We start from the raw sequence: 18030 nt of genomic DNA, 5'->3' as shown, positions 1-18030 counted from the left end.
TATCCTCCCGATCCTTGCGATCGGGTTTTTCTTTATATTTCCCGCTCTCGCCGCAATAAACGCTGATTCGTCTCTTCGATCCCGTTAATGTCAGAAAATACACAATCGTTAAGAAAGTGATAAGTTGACGTAATTTCCTGTAAGTATGCGGTTTTTAAGAGTTTTGGAAATGCTTTTCTGTCTCCAGTTAATCAATAGTAATGCTTAACGGCACAGCAACCGCCGTTATCATTGGAGGCAACACCATGAAAAAAACAACATTAACTCTTATTGCGTCATTTATTGCATGCAGCACACTGTTTTCTAGCGTCTCGTGGGCAGACGGCCCAGGTGACCAGCGCTGGCAGCCGCACGGCGGCGACCAGCATCAGGACCACGGACGTGGCCCGGATCGTGGCGGCGACCGCGGACCGGATCGCGGCAATCATCACGACCGTGGTCACGATCGCGGCCCGGATCGTCATGACCGTTATGCTGACCATCGTATGCCGGAAGGGCATCATGGTGGCGACCGCTTCGCTTGGGGCGGACATGACTTCCGTCGCGGATATCCGGCACCGCCGGAGTTTCGTGGTCCGCATTATCGCATAGATGACTGGCGCGACCGTGGTTTGTATGAACCACCGCGCGGTGAGCATTGGGCTTACATCGACGGTAATTACGTGCTGGTGGCCGCAGCAACCGGCATCATTACCGCGATTCTGCTCAACGGCGCGTTCAACTAATCTCCCCGGCGGATGGCTGCGGCCATCCGTGTTTCTCTGCGCTTTATCCGCTCACCAGGTTATTCTCTCTACGACCCGTTTTTCCTTTCGATACGTTAAGGAGTGATGATGACCGTGGTAAAAATGGTGGCGGTGGATAAAGACGGCACCTTTCTCGACGACAATAAACAGTACAATCGCGCGCGTTTTAACGCCTGCTATCAGGAAATGAAGCAGCGCGGCATCAAGTTTGTGGTAGCCAGCGGCAACCAGTATTACCAACTCAAATCCTTCTTCCCTGAGATCGCCCACGAAATTGCCTTCGTGGCGGAGAACGGCGCGTGGATTATCGATTGTGATGAAGAGTTATTCTGCGGCGAGTTTTCTCGTCCGGATATTGATGCGGTGCTGGATACGTTGCACAACGGTAACTATCCCGAACTGCGTTACATCCTGTGCGGACGCGACAGCGCGTACTACTTCGAAGGCCTTGATGAAAAGTGGCTGGTGAAAATGCGTCACTATTGCCACCGCCTGAAGGCGATTCGCAGCCTCGATGACGTGGCGGGCGATAAGCTGTTCAAGTTTGCGCTGAATCTGTCTGATGATTACGTGGAACCGCTGATGGCGGACATTGAGCGTCTGCATCAGGGGGCGGCTGCCGCCACGTCCAGCGGTCATGGATCGGTGGATTTGATCGTGCCGGGCAACCATAAAGGTCACGGCCTCGATCTGTTGGGCAAACGCTGGGGCATCGAACGCAGTGAAATTCTGGTGTTTGGCGACGGCGGTAACGATCTCGAAATGCTGCAGCAGTCGGGCTTCAGCTTTGCCATGGCGAACGCACCGCAGAAGGTCAAAGATGCGGCCCGCTTTGAAGCGCCGGGCAATAACGACGAGGGCGTTTTACAGGTGATTGAGCAGATGCTGGCCGGTAAACCGCCGTTTGTCATCTGATCGTCATTTTTAGCTGAATTTAATCCTTGCTTTGCCGATATTCGATTGTGACGGAACGCACAATTCGCCGCTGAGCGGCACTTCTTATCTCAATCGTTAATGCAGTCGGTTAGAAAGGATAAATTATGTTGCCAACCCGTTTGGCTGCCCGCATGACGCTGGGTGGCCTGCTATTACTGTGCGTCACCACCGCAGTGGTGTTTTCCGTTCTGTTGTTGCGCGGTCAGCCGCGCGTCATCGAAGCCAGCCATACGCTGATTGAGCAGGCCGGTAGCAATCTGGTCAGCCAATTAAATCAGCAGCTGGTGCGCATTGAAGGCGAGGCCGTCAGCATGGCGCGCCTTGCTGAAGTGTTGCCGCACGATGCCACGCTGTGGCAGCAAAGCTTCCCACAAATCATCAACAGCAGCGGCAATAAAACCATTGCCGGCGGCGGCGTGTGGCCGGAACCCGATGCGTTTAGCGCCGGAGTGCAGCGTCGTAGCTTCTTCTGGGCGCGTCAGGGTGATGGCGCGCTGGCCTATTCCGATGACTACAACCTGCCTGCGGGCAACGGCTATCAACAGGAAAGCTGGTACAGCGCGGTGCGTAACGGACCGCGCGATCGTTGCGGTTGGTCGGAGGTGTATCAGGATCCGGTCTCCGGTGTGAAAATGGTCACCTGCAGCGTGCCGTATGCGGCGGGCGATCGGTTTGCCGGTGTCGCAACGCTGGATGTGCAGCTGGATAATCTTGCGGGCTTTATGCAGCAGAAAGGGCAGGTGACGGGCGGTTATGCCTTTGCGCTCGATAGCGCGGGCAATCTGCTCTATTACCCAGGCCAGGATATGAAATCGCTCACCACCTTGAGCAGCCTGGCGGAAAAATCCAGCTGGCTGGCGCCGCTGGCCGCCCGTATCGCCCAGCTGAAGGGCGATGGCGATGTATTACAACTGTCGGATTTTGCAGACGGCTACTTGCACAACAGCGCGCAGGTGACGCTGTTCCGCATGCCCGGCACCGGTTGGGTGATTGGTCTGGTAACGCCGGAAAGTGCCGTCAGCGGCCTGGCGCGTACCATGATGCGCGACATCTTCACTTTCCTGATTCCGGCGATGATCGTGCTGCTGCTGTTAACCTGGGCGTTTACCCAACGCATTGGCCAACGTCTGAAGGCCACGCACGCGGCGCTGGATGAGATTGCCAATGGCGATGGCGATTTAACCCGCCGTCTGACCAAAAGTGGGCGCGATGAGCTGGCGGATATTGCCGGTGCGTTCAACAGCTTTGTCGATAAGATCGCTGGCGTGATTACCCGCGTGCAGGGCAGCGGCGAAACGGTGGCGGCCAACGCATCGGGATTAGCGCACAGCAACACCGCGCTGTCGGAGAAAATCGCTGAGCAGGCTGCGGCGCTTGAGCAGAGTGCGGCGGCGATGGAGCAGCTTAACGCCACCGTGCAGCAAAATGCCGAAAATACCCGACTGGCCGATGCTGCCGCCGAACAGACCGCGCAGATTGCCCGCAGCAGCAGCGAAGTGATGGGCGAAGTGGTGAGCACCATGGGCGCTATTCAATCCTCGTCGCGCCGCGTGGCGGAGATTCTGACGGTGATCGACAGCATCGCGTTTCAAACCAACATCCTTGCCCTGAATGCGGCGGTGGAAGCGGCACGCGCCGGTGAGCAAGGGCGTGGTTTTGCTGTGGTGGCATCTGAAGTGCGGGCCTTAGCGCAGCGCAGCGCCACGGCGGCGCAGGAGATCAAAGCGCTGATTGCCGATTCCGACAGCAACGTGCTGGCCGGCAGTAAACTGGTGGAAGGCGCGGGGCAGCAGCTTTCGCAGCTGGTTTCCGACGTGCATAAAGTGAAGCAGGTAGTCAGCGAGATGCGCGTGGCCGGTGATGAGCAGAGCAAAGGTATCGCGGAAGTGACGCTGGCCGTATCACAGATGGAGCGCGGTATTCAGCAAAACCTGATGCTGGTGACGCAAACCGCCGAAAATACCCAGGCGCTGCGTGATGAAGCGGCGCAGCTGGCGCAAGAGATGGCGATGTTTAAAGTGGCTGAGCAGTAAAAAATCGGGCAGCGTCGGCTGCCCGTTATCATTTAGACGATGCGCCAGGCGGCGGCGATCATCTCGGTTAACGTCGGTGCATCGTAGCTGACCCAGCCGTTTTTGCTGTTGGCGCGTGACACAATCCAGTCAACGTCGGTGGCTGACAGCGTTGGGCCCTCTAACCAGAACGGCACGATCGCCTGCTGCTGGATCCAGGCTTTCAACGCCAGCGCGGGCGGCGCGGGATCGTCCGGCAGCAGCTGTTGGCCGAACTGCGCCATCAAACGTTGCTGTTCAGCATGCTCGGTTTCTGCCAGCACCTCGAGGAACGGGAACAGTAAACGTCCGCACACTTCGCCGTGATGGAACGGCTTGATCGCCCCTAACTCACCGGCAATGCCGTGGATCACGCCCAATCCGGCGCTGCTCAGACACACGCCACCCAACCATGACGCCATCATCATCGCTTCGCGCGCGGCATCTCCACGCTCGTCGTCACGGTTTAAATCTGGCCAGGCCTGGAAGAACAGTCGCAGCCCATTAAGCGCAGTTTGCTGGGTGAACAAATTGCCTTTGCGCGACAGATAGGCTTCGAAAAGATGGGTGAAGGCATCGATGGCGCAGGTTGCCAGCACGCTGTCGGGCGCGCCTTTTAGCAGATCAGGATCGAGAATTGCGACCTGCGGCACAAACACCGGATGGCGCAGCGACGCTTTGACCTGAATATGCTGCTGATCGGTCACCACTGCGTTCTGCGTGGCTTCGCTGCCGGTGCCGGCCGTGGTGGGAATGGCGATCAGCGGCAAGGTCACCGCTTGCACTGGCGTATCACCGACTTTCTCCAGATAGCGCGCGGTATTCAGCGGGTGCTGCATCATCGCGCTAAAGGCTTTAGCCGCATCCAGCACGCTGCCGCCACCAATCGCCACCACGCGATCAACATGGCCGCGCCAGCGTCGCACCCAGCCATCAATCTCATCTGGCGAGGCTTCATGGCTGACAATCTCGTAACCGATGATGTGATCGTTGAGCGCGGCACCTAAGCGCGTCCAGGCCGGACCATTCAGGAATGAGCGGCCGCAAAACAGCAGCGTCGGCTGGGTATTGGCCGCCAGCAGCGGAATCAGTTGGTCAATGCTGCCGCGCCCAAACAGGGTTTGTTGATTACTGTACAACTCGATCAGATTCTCACTCACCTGCACGTCCTTCTTGTTTGGCTCAAAGACCTAAGTGTAACCATAAGCCATGACACTCCCGCTGCAAACATTCTGATAACCCGCTGGCAAAAAGTTGATCACCTTCGCAAAACAGAAATTCCGCTGCGGCGCCAGGTGCTTTGTACGCAATGTTACCCTTAACATGATACCCGTAACATTGCTCAGCAGGATGTTTACTGTGGTGCACGTTGTTGATTCTCATGTCCTCTGGGATAACCAAAATAAACCGCTGCCGGTAACTTACCGTGCGCAAAAGTGGAGAAAAATTATGCCATTACTCTATGTGGCGATTGGCGTAGCGTTACTGCTGTTGCTGATGATTCGTTTCAAACTGAACGGATTTATTGCGCTGATTCTGGTGGCGCTGGCCGTTGGCATGATGCAGGGCATGCCGGTCAACAAAGTTATCGTTTCGATTAAAACCGGCGTCGGCGGCACGTTGGGCAGCCTCGCGCTGATCATGGGCTTCGGCGCGATGCTGGGTAAACTGCTGGCGGATTGCGGCGGGGCGCAGCGAATCGCCACCACGTTAATCGCTAAATTTGGTGAGAAGCATATTCAGTGGGCGCTGGTGCTGACCGGCTTCACCGTCGGCTTTGCGCTGTTCTACGAAGTGGGCTTTGTGCTGATGCTGCCGTTGGTGTTCAGCATCGCCGCCTCCGCGCGCGTACCGCTGCTGTACGTGGGTGTGCCGATGGCGGCCGCGCTCTCGGTCACACACGGTTTCCTGCCACCGCATCCGGGCCCAACTGCGATCGCCACGCTGTTTAACGCCGATATGGGTAAAACGTTGCTGTACGGAACGCTGCTGGGGATTCCAACCGTTATTCTTGCCGGTCCGGTTTATGCGCGCTTCCTGAAAGGCATTGATAAGCCGATCCCGGAAGGCTTGTGGAACCCGAAAACCTTTACCGAAGCGGAGATGCCTGGCTTTGGCGTCAGCGTCTGGACGGCATTGGTGCCGGTGGTGCTGATGGCGTTGCGCGCGGTGGCGGAGATGCTGCTGCCGAAAGGTCACGTGTTGTTGCCGTATGCCGAGTTCTTTGGTGACCCCATTATGGCAACCTTGATTGCCGTGCTGATTGCCATCTTCACCTTTGGTCTCAACCGTGGCCGCAGCATGGATGACGTGATGGGCACCATCACCGATTCGATCAAGATCATCGCCATGATGCTGTTAGTGATTGGTGGTGGCGGGGCGTTCAAACAGGTGCTGGTGGACAGCGGCGTCGATAAATATATCGCCAGCATGATGCATGAAACCAATCTGTCGCCGATCTTCATGGCGTGGTCGATTGCTGCGGTGCTGCGTATTGCGCTGGGTTCCGCTACCGTGGCGGCGATTACGGCAGGCGGGATTGTCGCACCGTTGATCATCACCAGCGGCGCCAGTCCGGAACTGATGGTGATTGCGGTCGGCTCCGGCAGCGTGATTTTCTCTCACGTCAACGATCCGGGCTTCTGGCTGTTTAAGGAGTATTTCAACCTGACCATCGGCGAAACTTTCCGCTCATGGTCGGCGCTGGAAACCATTATTTCGGTGTGCGGTTTGCTGGGTTGCTTACTGCTCGCCAACGTCATCTAAGCATCAAGGCTGAGGCACTGCGCCTCAGCCGCTTGCGGTTTACTGCGTTAAGGCGCGGAACGCCGCGAGTTCCTCTTGCGGCATTCCCGCTTGTAACGCCGCGTCACAGATTTGCTCCCAGCTGTTGCTGTCGAGTGGAATGCCATCGCGTTCACGTGCCACGCGGTTTTGCTCTTCCCACTCGCCGGGCACCTGAATCGGTGCATCGCCACTTTGCGGCGACTGTTTCACCCAATCCAGGAATGATTCCGCTTCTTCCTGCATCGCAGGCGCATCGAACGCATCCGGATTCACGATGATGGTGGTCATGCAGTTGAAAATGGCATCGTGGCTGGTGACCAGCGTCTCATCATGTGTGGTGCGTCCGCCGGACAGCGCGCCGCCGAGAATTTCACACATGGTTGCCAGCGCATAGCCTTTGTGCAGACCAAACGGCATCAGTGAACCATACGGCGCCTGGTGCATCACGCCTGGCTCGGTGGTCGGCTGGCCGTGATGATCAATCAGATAACCTGGCGCGACCTGCTGCTCTTTATTCCACGCTACTCGCGTTTTACCAAAGGCGATGCCGCTGGTGGCGAAATCGAGCAGCAGTGGTTTGGCATTGGGGCGCGGGAAAATGGCGCAAAAAGGATTAGTGCCAAAACGACGATCGCTACCGTTAAACGGCGCGACCATCGGATCGCCCATCACGTTAACAAAATGGAACGAGACAAAACCGGCGGCCGCACACTGTTCTGCCCAATGGCCGATGCGACCAATGTGGTGCGAATGGTGTAAACCAACCGCCGCAATACCTAACCTGGCTGCGCGCTCAATACCGAGTTGCATCGCCTCAAAGGCCGCGACCTGACCAAAACCGTGGTGCCCGTGCAGCGTCAGCACCGCGCCGGCGTCTTTTGCAACGCTGGCATGTTGGTTGAGTTGCAAAAAGCCCTGTGCCAGCGATTTCATGTAGCTCGGAATCATGCCAACGCCGTGTGAATCGTGACCCGCCAGATTCGCGGCCACCAAATGGTCGGCGACCAGGCGCGCTTCTTCGGCGCTGCTGCCAGCATGTAACCAAATGGCTTGAACAAACTGATGAAGGCGAGAAGGGGGAATAAGATGCAGAGTACTCATACGGTCAATCTCCTTATCATGAACAATCATGCATCCTGTGCTGAAACCAGTAATAACCGCAAGTCAATGATAAGAAGTAAAGGGCCACAACGTGTGGCCCAAAAACTCAGTGCGGCTGTTCAAAGCCTGCTTTGACCATCTGATCGCGCAGCGCGCGGGTAATTTCACGGTTTCCGCCAGTGATCGGATAAATGACATTGTTGACGACATCGTCAAGATAGTGCTCTTCAAACTCCTGCAGGGTGAGTTGCGTGCCACCTTCATCATTAATCGCAATACTGCCGCTGATGTGGTTGCCGTAATCCTTTGCCTTAAGGCTATAACGCCCCATGCTGGTATTAATCGTGCTCATAAGAATCTCCTTGTTACGTCGGCATTGATAACAATCGAGGCCTCTTCAGGCGCTATAAGTTTAGACTGTCGACAGGCGCTGAGTGCGGAATCAAGGAGAGGGAAAATCGCAGGCTGCGACCCGTCTCGCAGAATTCAATCGGCATTAAGCGAAACGATAGCAAAGGGTTGTGACCACTCTCGCAGCGCCCAGCGAAAGCAGAATGATCATCTATACTGGTAAGCAGACACGTTATTTTTCATACTTGAAGGAGCGAACAATGAAAATAATTCTGTGGGTCATCGCCATCATCTTCATCGTTGGGTTACTGACACTAACAGGCGTCTTTAAACTGATTTTCTGACAACAACAGGCACCTGCGGGTGCCTGAATTTTTTATTCAGCATAGGATTTTTCGCTGTCATTAAAAGACGCAATCGGCAGGATAAGATCGCCCAGCGTCAACGGTTTCTGACATTGTGCGCAGCAGGCGCCATGATGATTTATTGCATCGACCTGTTTGCAGTCCGTTAAGGTGTAAAAAAATTTAGTGCAACCGCAGCGGCTACAACGAATAGTCATGTCAGTTTTTTCCCCATCTCCGTCCTGGAGTATCGAGATTTATCTTATTCGTCGGGCGAGTTCAATTGATAAATTTTGTTAATTTATTCCATGCGTGAATAGTTGACACTAAGTCACTGAAAGCTATCTCATTGCTTGCCGTCATCATCACAACATGATTGCACTTTGTGTACATCCCTCAGTAATACCTTTCCGTTTATCCGGCGTTTCAATTTCACGTTCCGCATGAGGTAAAATTCGCCGTCAACCGAGAATTAGCCTGGAGATATTAAGCCTGTTGTTTAATATCCTTTTGGCGATTACTTAGGAATGCGTCGTACAAGAATCTGAAAAATTTACCTCAGGGTAGTGCATTTTTTCAGCATGAATTAACAGGAAATTACGTTGTGAATCGGCACTTTTCTGCAGTTTTGTTAGGCTGCATTTTGACCTCATCGGTCTCATTTTCGGCATCAGCGGTAACAACTTCACAAGCCATCAAATCAGGCTGGAACACCTTTAGCGATAACGTGTCGCAAACCTGGTCGCAACCGCAGAATTATGATTTTTATCTGCCGGCGATTACCTGGCACAACCGTTGGACTTACGACGATGAACACATCGATAAATACAACGAGCGCCCGTGGGGCGCAGGTGCGGGCGTTTCGCGCTGGGATGAGAAAGGTAACTGGCACGGTTTGTACCTGATGGCGTTCAAGGACTCCTTCAATAAATGGGAGCCGATTGGCGGTTACGGTTGGGAAGCGACCTGGCGACCGCTTAGCGATCAGAACTTTCATTTGGGCGCCGGATACACGGCGGGTGTAACGGCGCGGGATAACTGGCGCTACATCCCGGTTCCGCTGATATTGCCTTTAGCATCAATTGGATATGGTCCAGCCACTTTCCAAATGACTTATATTCCTGGCACTTACAATAACGGCAACGTTTACTTTGCATGGCTGAGATTTGAGTTTTAAGCGCTGGCGGCACGCATAAAGTGTGATCGGCATGCAAAAAATCAATATTTATCACTTTTTCATCAAAACGCACTGGACAAATGTCACCGCAATTGCTGTACTAGACGTCGACACAGTTTAGTGTCCTTTTTTCATGTAAAGGTAATATAGATGTCTAAGATCAAAGGTAACGTAAAGTGGTTTAATGAGTCGAAAGGCTTCGGTTTCATTACTCCAGAAGATGGCAGCAAAGATGTATTCGTACACTTCTCTGCAATCAACAGCAACGGTTTCAAAACTCTGGCTGAAGGTCAACGCGTTGAGTTCGAAATCACTGACGGCGCTAAAGGCCCATCAGCTGCTAACGTTATCGCACTGTAATTTAACAGTTCGAATTCTGAAAACCCGCCTTCTGGCGGGTTTTTTTTATTCATTTTTAGGCTCGCCACCAAATAATCATCCAGCTCGCTAAGGCAAGCATGCTGATGCTCAGTGCCATTAACTCATCGAAAGTGCGTGGAATAAGGTTCTTCATTTCGCCTGCCTTAGAAAGATATTTCCCTCAGCATGCCAATGCCAGATTAAGCCAGCCTTAAGCCGTTATGACATTCTCGTGACAAGGCAGATTCTGCGGCACATCTCACAGATAACTTCCGTAACATAGCCACAACAATGCTTACTTGCAGATTTTTGTCCGGCAACGCTATATAACTGCTCAGGGAAAATGAGGAGGCAGGATGAACATACGTCAGGCACAGGCAAAAGACAGTTTTGCATTGAGCGCGTTGCTAACCGAATTAGGTTATAGCGCGACGGAAGGATTTATCGATACACGTTTGGCGCAGCTTATTCATCATCCCGATGAAATGTTGTTGGTCGCGGAACACGGCAATCAGGTGCTGGGCTTTCTCTCGTTGCACTTTATTCCGCAGCTGGCATTGGCCGGCGATTTTGCGCGCATCAGCTACTTCTGTATTGCCGAAGGCGAGCGCAGCAAAGGCAGCGGGCAGCAGTTATTGAACCACGCCGAACAGCTGGCGCGGTCACGCGGTTGCGACCGTATGGAAGTGCACTGCCATTCATCGCGCCTCAAAGCCAACCAGTTCTATGCGCGTGAAGGCTATGTGGAATCACCGCGCTATCACATTAAAGCTCTGGGTTAAGATTGAGCTCGCGTCCGCTGGCTATCACGATGGCATCGGCGATGCTGTCGAGTTGTGCAACAGGCAGCAGCGCCGCGCTGACGCGAATGAACTGCCGGCTGCTTATGCTACAGCGTTCTCCGGGCAGCACGGCGATACCGCGCGCGGCTAGCGTGATCATCGCGTACTGCTCCGATTCCACCGGAATCCATACGCTCAAACCATCGCGCTCTTCCAGCACCAGACCGCGTTTCGCCAGCGCGGCCAGTAACTGCTGGCGACGCTGCGCATAGGTGGCTTTAGCCTGCTGAATACGCTGCTGAGTCTCTTCATCATTGAGCATCCACGCCACGGCATCCTGCAAAATACGGCTGGTCCAGCTCACGCCAAAGTTGCGCCACGCTTGCAGGCGCTTCACCATTTCTGCGGTGCCTGATAACACCGCCAGCCGCAAATCCGGCCCATAAGCTTTGGAAAACGAGTGCACGTGCAGCACGCGTTCGGGATAGTGGAAGCCGAGGCTAAACACCGGGTAGCGCGACAGATCGCCAATGCCGTCATCTTCGACAATGACGGTGCTGCTGTTTGCCAGCACGCGCGCCAGCTCTGCACTGCGACGCTGGCTCACGCTGTTTCCGGTGGCGGAATGTGTGCGCGGTTGATAGATAAACATCGCCGGAGATTTCTGCATCAGCGTGATCAGCGCCGAGGGAATGGGACCTTGCTCATCACAGGGCAGCGGCAGAATTTCTGCACCCATGTTGTCTAAAATATCCAGTAATCGCGTGGCGGTAGGATCTTCGATCACTACACGATCGCCCGGTGACAGCAACGTCTGCACGATCAGGTTCATGGCATCGAAGCCGCCATCGGTTGCCAACCAGGCTTCGGCGGGATAGGGCCAACGTGGCGTTACGGCATCCTGCAATTGCGGTGAAATCGCCTCACGCTGATAACTATTCAGTTGCGGCGACGCAATGCCCGCCAGCATCGCCCGACGCAGATCCGGCAATAACGTTGGATCCGGTGAGGCCATCGCCAGTGACGCCTGAATATTCTCGCCGTAATTGCCGATCTTCTCGAAGCGAATCGGACGCGGCATCACGCTGTTACCGCTCACCCACACGCCGCTGCGACCTTTACCCGCCAGCACTTTCTGCTTCTTCAGTTGCGCCCAGGCAGCGGAAACGGTTGCCGGGCTCACGCCCAATCGCTCAGCCAACTCGCGTACCGCCGGCATCTGCATGCCCACCGCAATCTGCCCATCGCGAATTAGCGTGGATGCCGCATGCGTGATGCCTTTCACCGAAGCATCCGTGATCTGCTGGCTGAGCCACTCCAAATCCACACTTTGCGTCATAAGAAAATCCTTTGTTCAGTAACAAATAATAGATTGTTCAGATTAGTATTCGCGATTTAGACTCAAATTCAAGCACTATTTGCTGCATAAATAATCACAGCCGCAGGGCTGGCAGAACAGACGGGGAAGGCAAAACTATGGTAACCATCAGACTGGCGGTACGTGACTGGGATTACTTCACACCGCTGGCACTTGGCGATATCAAGCCGGAAGGTTTCACGCTGGAGATCGATCGCGTTGGCACGCTGGTGGATAACCTCGCCACCAGCGATAAATACGATGCCGGTGAAGTGTCGTTTAGCCGCTTTGCTCAGGCCCGGGCAAAAGGTGACACTTCACTGTTGGGCCTGCCACACTTTCTGATGCGCGGTTTCCGTCAGCGCTGCATCATTACGCGCAGCGACAGCCCGATTACCTCGCCAGCGCAGCTGAAAGGTAAAAAAATCGGCGTCACCGGCTGGCAGGATTCAGGCAACACCTGGACGCGCACCGTGCTGCGTGAAGCGGGCGTGGAGATTGATGATGCGTACTGGTTTGCCGGGCGTTTGACTGAGGATCACCCGATTGTTGATCGTCTGGCCGGTTTTGGTCGTCCGGGGCGTATTGAACCGGCGCCAGGTGAGCGTCCACTGATCGCGTTGCTGAAAGCGGGCGAGCTGGATGCTGTGTTTACCCCTTTTATGCCGGAAGGTTTTTTCCTCGCCGATTCGGGTTTGCGTCAGCTGCAGGTGGATTTTGCCGCTGCCGAGCGCGACTACTTTAATCGCGTCGGTTATGTGCCGGGCATTCACTTACTGGCACTGAAGCCCGCCTTAGCGGAGGCGCATCCGTGGCTGCCTCAGGCGCTGAGCGACATCATCGATCGTTCGTACCAGATGTGGATGAAGAAGCGCGAGAAATACGCCGACACCACGCCGTGGCTGCTGGACGATTTGCGGCGCACCGCGCAGGAATTACCGGCCAACTGGAATCAGAACGGATTTTCCGTTAACAAAAAGATGATTGCCGACTTTGCGAATGAGCTGTTCCAGCAAGGCCTAACCCAAACATTGCTGACGCCGGAAGCGATTTTTCCGGCTGCGGCGCAAGGAGAATAACCATGAAAGTAGCAATGGGACAATTTGCCGTCAGCCGCGAATGGCAGGAAAACACCGATATCTGCATCGGATTGATGAACCAGGCATTGGCAGGCGGTGCTGATCTGCTGGTGCTGCCGGAAGGCGTGCTGGCGCGTGATATCGCCGATCCTGATCTGGTATTGAAAGCGGCGCAGCCACTTGATGGTCCTTTCGTCACGCAGCTGCTGGCGGTTAGCCAAGGCAACAATCTGACCACCATGATGAGCGTGCACGTGCCGACAGAAGGGCAGAAGGCGCTCAATGTGCTGATCGCCATTCGCAACGGCGAAATCATCGCCGAGTACGTGAAACTGCACCTTTACGATGCCTTCGCCATGCAGGAGTCGCAGCGCGTAAATCCGGGGCGCGAAATTCCGCCGCTGGTTGACGTGGCGGGCATGAAAGTCGGGTTGATGACCTGCTACGACGTGCGCTTTCCGGAGCTGGCGCGTCGCTTAGTGCTTGACGGCGCGGATGTGCTGGTGCTGCCGGCAGCGTGGGTGAAAGGCCCGCTGAAAGAGATGCACTGGGAATTGCTGACCACCGCGCGTGCGCTGGAAAACACCTGCTACATGGTGGCGGTGGGCGAATGCGGGCCACGCAATATCGGCAACAGCCTGGTAATCGATCCGTTGGGCGTGGCGATTGCCAAAGCGCCGGAATCGGCCGCGCTGGTGTTTGCCGATCTCGATCCACAGCGCATCGCCTACGCACGCAGCGTACTGCCGGTGCTGGAAAATCGCTGTTTTGCGCGTCCCGAACTTAAACCACTTTGATCGCTGGGGAATCTGACTGATGAAAATTCTTGCTACCGCCATCGCGCTGTCATTGGGCCTCACGGCCTGTTTCGCTCAGGCCGCCGACGTGATTCCTGCGCAAAAAGTGGATCAGGCGCTGCACGATCGTCTGCCAGCAGAGATCAAAAGCAGCGGTAAAATGATCTCGGTGAACAACGGATCTTTTCCTCCGTATGAGATCGTTAACGGTCCGCACTCAATGGACGGCGCTTCCGCCGATCTCACCGAAGCGCTGGCACAATTGCTGGGCGTGAAGATTGAACATGCCACCGTCAGCGGTTTATCGGGCGTGCTCACCGGCATTAATTCCGGCCGCTACCAGATGGCGATTGGCCCGATTGGCGATTATCCGGATCGTCAGCAGAAGGTTGATTTTATCGACTTCGTGCAGGAGTTCGTGGTGTTTGGCGTGCAGAAAGGCAATCCCTCGAAGATTAACGGTCTGGAAGATACCTGCGGTAAACGCATTGCGGTAATGGCGGCCGGTTCAGCAGAGCAGGTGATTCGCAAGCAGTCCGATGCCTGTGTCGCGGCGGGTAAACCGGCGGTGGTGGTGCAATCCTTCACCGACCAGCCATCGTCGATTTTAGCCGTGCGTTCAAAACGTTCCGATGCTTTTTTCTCCTCGCAGGCGCCGCTGACATACTTCATCGAACAGGCCAATGGTCAGCTGGAGCTGTCAGGCAAAGGCAAGAAAAACGGCTTTGGCGACATTTTCCAGGGCACCGTGGTACCCAAGGGTTCTGAACTCGGCAACGTGGTGCTGGATGCGTACAAAGAGCTGTTCAGTAATGGCACTTACGCGGCCATCATGAAGAAGTGGAAATTAGACGGCAACGTGTTGCAGCAACCGGGACGTAACCTGGCGCAAGGGGCAGCAAAATGAGTCCGGTCACCAACAATTCGCGAGCCAGGGATAAGGCCGACGTGCAGCAGCGCGATGTGGCTTTTGCCCGCAGTGCGCCCACTTATGGGCGCTGGATCTCATGGATTTTGGTGCTGGTTATTGCCGCGAACTTCCTCTGGCTGGTGGCGACCAACCCCAATTTCGAGTGGAACGTGGTGCTGCAGTGGTTCACCGAAGGTTCGGTGATGAAAGGCCTGCAGGTCACGCTCGGCTTGACGGTGGTGTCGATGATTCTCGGCACGCTGCTCGGGCTGCTGTTGGGCGTCTGGCGTCTCTCGGAAAACAAATTGCTGAGCGGCTTATCGTCCCTCTACATCTGGTTTTTCCGGGGTACGCCGCTGCTGGTACAGCTGATCTTTTGGTACAACCTGTCGACGCTGTTTCCCACCATCGCAATCACTCTTCCGTGGACGGATATCACTTTTGCCAGCTGGAACACCAACGATCTGATCACGCCACTGACCGCAGCCATTGCCGGACTGGCGCTCAATGAAGCGGCTTATATGGCCGAGATCATTCGCGCCGGCCTGCTGTCAGTGGATAACGGTCAGGTCGAAACCACCCAGGCGTTTGGCATGAGTCGCAGTCGTGCGCTGCGCCGCGTGATCATTCCACAGGCGATGCGTTCAATTATTCCGCCTACCGGCAACCAGTTGATCAGCATGATCAAAGCGACCTCGCTGGTAAGTGTGATCGCTATGGGCGATCTGTTGTACTCAGTGCAGGCGGTTTATAACCGCACCTTTGAAATTATCCCGATGCTGATGGTTGCGGTGATCTGGTATCTGCTTATCACCTCGATTCTTAACCTTGGCCAGTCCGCCATCGAGCGTTACTACGCCCGTGGCACCACCCGCACGGTGGTGAATAAACGTCGCGTTGCTGCTAACGAAGCCGCGCCTGCCGTCGCGCACCGTCTGAAGGAGGATGTATGAGTGAAGTTCAGCCACTGGTGCGTGCGCGTAATGTGCAGAAGAGTTATGGCGATAATGAAGTGCTGAAAGGCATCGATCTCGATGTGTTTCCCGGTGAAGTGGTGGTGATTCTCGGGCCATCAGGTTCGGGTAAATCCACCTTTTTACGCTGCATTAACCATCTGGAAGACATGAATGCCGGTTCGATTGTGGTCGGTGACGATCAGATCGGTTATGAACTGAAGCGCGGTATTCTGCATCGTCTGTCGGCGCGTAAAATTGCTCATCAGCGCCAGAAAATCGGCATGGTGTTTCAGCAGTTCAACCTCTATCCGCACATGACGGTGCTGCAAAACATCATTGAAGCGCCGATAGGTGTGCACAAATTTACACGGCAGGATGCACTCAAGCATGCGCGTGAGCTGCTGGCGACCGTGGGATTGAGTGACAAAGCCGATGCCTGGCCGCGTCATCTATCCGGTGGCCAGCAGCAGCGCGTGGCGATTGCGCGTGCGCTGGCGATTAAACCGGCGCTGATGCTGTTCGATGAGCCCACTTCGGCGCTCGATCCGGAGTTAGTCGGCGAAGTGCTGGCCACTATGCGCACCTTAGCCGATCAAGGGCTAACCATGATTGTCGTGACCCATGAAATTGGTTTCGCGCGTGAGGCGGCCGATCGCGTGGTGTTTATGGATGGCGGCGTGGTAGTGGAGCAGGGTAGTCCGGAGCAGGTGATTGGTAACCCGCAACATCCGCGCACGCAGGCATTTCTCAGCCGCTTTATCTGAGCAGGCGGTCTCACTCTGTTACAGATTGCAGTTGAGGCCGTTTATAAACTGCGCGTTAATAGTCAGGTCCGTTTTTCACATTGGTTGAAAGGTAAATTATGGAAGGTATCAGTATTGCCAAACTGCTGATCATCGGTGCGCTCATCGTACTGCTTTTTGGCACCAATAAGTTACGTTCACTGGGTGGCGATCTGGGTTCCGCAATCAAAGGCTTCAAAAAAGCCATGAAAGATGATGAATCCGGCGCATCCAAAAGCAGCGCTGAAGAAGTGCCTGCTGAACGTGTCAGCCACAAAGAGTAATCTCTGCGCCGAACGTCAATAAGTGTAAATATTTATTACGTTGATAAAAAACCAGACTGTCGCCAGCCTGGTTTTTGTTTTTTGCGTCTTAGTGCCAATTGGCGTAAATGATTTCCTGCTCATCCACATCAAATATTGTTGAGCCATATAAGCCATCAAAGTCGCTCAACCCATCCTGGGTATGCCAGCCCTGCAACATATCATCAGTTAAAATTAAGGGTATCAGCGATAGTCTTTCTTCTTCCTCGGCTGTAATAACATCAATGAGTGCTATTTCAATTTTGTCTGATTCACTCTCATCAATTGGCATAATGATTTCACCTATTTTAGGCTTAGTCAAAAACGGATAATCAACTTTGCCACCCATTACGCCTTGCGGATTAATGGGGACTGCACTAAAAACATGCTGAGCGACAGAAATATCGGTGGGCAGTTCAAACTGCCAGCGGCCTTGGCTATCAATTTCAGAGCTGCCGACCCACACATCATCAAGATAAAAGTATAACGTCGTACCAACTGGCGCATCACCGCTGAAAGACCCTTCATCCTCATTCAGATCATCGATGATGACCTCATTTTCAGCGATAACCTTTGACTGTACCTGTACTAAAAGTTGAGGTTTGGCACTCTCGCGTTCAGGTAGCGTGGCAATTTCCACACTCTCGTGGTGCATGCCGATAGCCGGTTGCCACAGTTGTGGCAGAGGAGCATTGAATTTCGCTTCCAGCAAATCAAAATTCCATTCAGGTTCAGGCTCTTCATTAATCACAGGGAGTACATTCTCCTGAGAAGTTTGAAAAGCAATATCTTCAGCATAAGGCATGATGTGTCGCACCACTTCGGGCATCACAGCGACAGTTTCATGACCCTTTAATGGCAACTCTAAATGAATTTCATCGTATCGATGCTCAATACTGATAGCGGTAGCGATAAATGCATTGGCACATGAGGCGTGAGATGAAGTATAGGGATTGGTGTTATCTATGGGCGTGGTGCGCGCTTTAAGCGCATCCAAACTCTCTCCGGATGCACTGTTGAGCCGCACATCGGGTATTTGACCTGACAAATCGGGTTCCCGGAGAAAATCGAGCCCCTTTAAGTGAGAGGATGCTTGCATTATCTGACCTTCAAAATAAACACTGAGAAAAGAGAAATAGGCTCTTATGGCCTCAGCGATTAAAGCGACAGATTTGAGACAGGGATTAAGACTTTTAAGGGGATATTTGCGAT

At 54.3% G+C, this 18030-nt stretch carries 19 protein-coding genes; 14 read left to right on the top strand and 5 right to left on the bottom strand.

Annotated features, from left to right (window positions below; genetic code table 11):
• Positions 1-245: 245 nt before the first annotated feature.
• From PZBJ_RS15925 to PZBJ_RS15915, 3 genes are all read left to right on the top strand, one after another.
• On the top strand, positions 246-725 hold the full coding sequence (locus PZBJ_RS15925; protein ID WP_101763318.1) for an RcnB family protein: 480 nt from the start codon (positions 246-248) through the stop codon (positions 723-725).
• A 108-nt stretch (positions 726-833) separates the two neighbouring features.
• Positions 834-1661, top strand: coding sequence for a Cof-type HAD-IIB family hydrolase (locus PZBJ_RS15920; RefSeq protein ID WP_101763270.1), 828 nt, complete (start codon positions 834-836; stop codon positions 1659-1661).
• A 125-nt stretch (positions 1662-1786) separates the two neighbouring features.
• Positions 1787-3715, top strand: coding sequence for a methyl-accepting chemotaxis protein (locus PZBJ_RS15915; protein ID WP_101763269.1), 1929 nt, complete (start codon positions 1787-1789; stop codon positions 3713-3715).
• Between the two features lie 32 nt (positions 3716-3747).
• Here PZBJ_RS15915 and PZBJ_RS15910 read toward each other — a convergent pair whose 3' ends face one another.
• The gene (locus tag PZBJ_RS15910; RefSeq protein ID WP_233501651.1) at positions 3748-4899 is read right to left on the bottom strand and encodes an iron-containing alcohol dehydrogenase; all 1152 of its coding nucleotides are present in this window, start codon (positions 4897-4899) and stop codon (positions 3748-3750) included.
• Positions 4900-5182: 283 nt separating this feature from the next.
• On the opposite strand from PZBJ_RS15910, the gene gntT reads away from it, so the two are divergent.
• Positions 5183-6499: a gluconate transporter gene (gene gntT / locus PZBJ_RS15905; protein ID WP_101763267.1), complete on the top strand. Its 1317-nt coding sequence runs from the start codon at positions 5183-5185 to the stop codon at positions 6497-6499.
• Between the two features lie 39 nt (positions 6500-6538).
• Here gntT and PZBJ_RS15900 read toward each other — a convergent pair whose 3' ends face one another.
• Both PZBJ_RS15900 and PZBJ_RS15895 read right to left on the bottom strand, forming a co-directional pair.
• Positions 6539-7621, bottom strand: a complete 1083-nt coding sequence (locus tag PZBJ_RS15900; protein ID WP_101763317.1) for a malate/lactate/ureidoglycolate dehydrogenase — start codon at positions 7619-7621, stop codon at positions 6539-6541.
• A gap of 106 nt (positions 7622-7727) precedes the next feature.
• Positions 7728-7973: a hypothetical protein gene (locus PZBJ_RS15895; protein WP_101763266.1), complete on the bottom strand. Its 246-nt coding sequence runs from the start codon at positions 7971-7973 to the stop codon at positions 7728-7730.
• A gap of 202 nt (positions 7974-8175) precedes the next feature.
• Here PZBJ_RS15895 and PZBJ_RS24550 point away from each other — a divergent pair, with 202 nt between their 5' ends.
• From PZBJ_RS24550 to PZBJ_RS15875, 4 genes are all read left to right on the top strand, one after another.
• Positions 8176-8316, top strand: coding sequence for a small membrane protein YohP (locus PZBJ_RS24550; RefSeq protein ID WP_476703809.1), 141 nt, complete (start codon positions 8176-8178; stop codon positions 8314-8316).
• A 604-nt stretch (positions 8317-8920) separates the two neighbouring features.
• On the top strand, positions 8921-9493 hold the full coding sequence (pagP, locus tag PZBJ_RS15885; RefSeq protein ID WP_101763264.1) for a lipid IV(A) palmitoyltransferase PagP: 573 nt from the start codon (positions 8921-8923) through the stop codon (positions 9491-9493).
• 150 nt (positions 9494-9643) lie between these two features.
• Entirely contained in the window at positions 9644-9853 is a 210-nt protein-coding gene (gene cspE / locus PZBJ_RS15880) for a transcription antiterminator/RNA stability regulator CspE (protein ID WP_007890714.1), read from the top strand.
• A 356-nt stretch (positions 9854-10209) separates the two neighbouring features.
• A complete protein-coding gene (locus PZBJ_RS15875; protein ID WP_101763263.1) occupies positions 10210-10635 on the top strand; it encodes a GNAT family N-acetyltransferase in 426 nt (141 codons plus the stop codon).
• Here the strand turns inward: PZBJ_RS15875 and PZBJ_RS15870 are convergent.
• Positions 10619-11974 (bottom strand): aminotransferase-like domain-containing protein, encoded by a 1356-nt coding sequence (locus tag PZBJ_RS15870; RefSeq protein WP_101763262.1) that lies wholly within the window; start codon positions 11972-11974, stop codon positions 10619-10621. The genes PZBJ_RS15875 and PZBJ_RS15870 overlap by 17 nt on opposite strands.
• Before the next feature lie 137 nt (positions 11975-12111).
• On the opposite strand from PZBJ_RS15870, the gene PZBJ_RS15865 reads away from it, so the two are divergent.
• The 6 genes from PZBJ_RS15865 to tatE all read left to right on the top strand — a co-directional run bounded on the left by PZBJ_RS15865 (position 12112) and on the right by tatE (position 16800).
• Entirely contained in the window at positions 12112-13071 is a 960-nt protein-coding gene (locus tag PZBJ_RS15865; RefSeq protein WP_101763261.1) for an ABC transporter substrate-binding protein, read from the top strand.
• A gap of 2 nt (positions 13072-13073) precedes the next feature.
• Positions 13074-13868, top strand: coding sequence for a deaminated glutathione amidase (locus PZBJ_RS15860; protein WP_101763260.1), 795 nt, complete (start codon positions 13074-13076; stop codon positions 13866-13868).
• Between the two features lie 19 nt (positions 13869-13887).
• Positions 13888-14775, top strand: a complete 888-nt coding sequence (locus PZBJ_RS15855; RefSeq protein ID WP_101763259.1) for an ABC transporter substrate-binding protein — start codon at positions 13888-13890, stop codon at positions 14773-14775.
• Complete coding sequence (locus PZBJ_RS15850) at positions 14772-15731, top strand: amino acid ABC transporter permease (protein WP_101763258.1); 960 nt, start codon at positions 14772-14774, stop codon at positions 15729-15731. Before PZBJ_RS15855 ends, PZBJ_RS15850 begins: the two co-directional genes overlap by 4 nt.
• Positions 15728-16498 carry an amino acid ABC transporter ATP-binding protein gene (locus tag PZBJ_RS15845; RefSeq protein ID WP_101763257.1) on the top strand — a complete coding sequence of 257 codons (771 nt, stop codon included), beginning with the start codon at positions 15728-15730 and terminating at the stop codon, positions 16496-16498. The genes PZBJ_RS15850 and PZBJ_RS15845 overlap by 4 nt, the downstream gene beginning before the upstream one ends.
• 98 nt (positions 16499-16596) lie before the next feature.
• Entirely contained in the window at positions 16597-16800 is a 204-nt protein-coding gene (gene tatE, locus PZBJ_RS15840) for a twin-arginine translocase subunit TatE (protein WP_064740541.1), read from the top strand.
• Positions 16801-16888: 88 nt separating this feature from the next.
• Here tatE and PZBJ_RS15835 read toward each other — a convergent pair whose 3' ends face one another.
• The gene (locus tag PZBJ_RS15835; RefSeq protein WP_146001299.1) at positions 16889-17917 is read right to left on the bottom strand and encodes a hypothetical protein; all 1029 of its coding nucleotides are present in this window, start codon (positions 17915-17917) and stop codon (positions 16889-16891) included.
• Positions 17918-18030 lie beyond the last annotated feature (113 nt).

Source organism: Pantoea endophytica (assembly GCF_002858935.1).
Taxonomy (GTDB): Bacteria; Pseudomonadota; Gammaproteobacteria; order Enterobacterales; family Enterobacteriaceae; genus Pantoea; species Pantoea leporis.
Note: the sequence above shows the minus strand (reverse complement) of the source record. Positions and strands in the feature narration are given on the sequence as shown.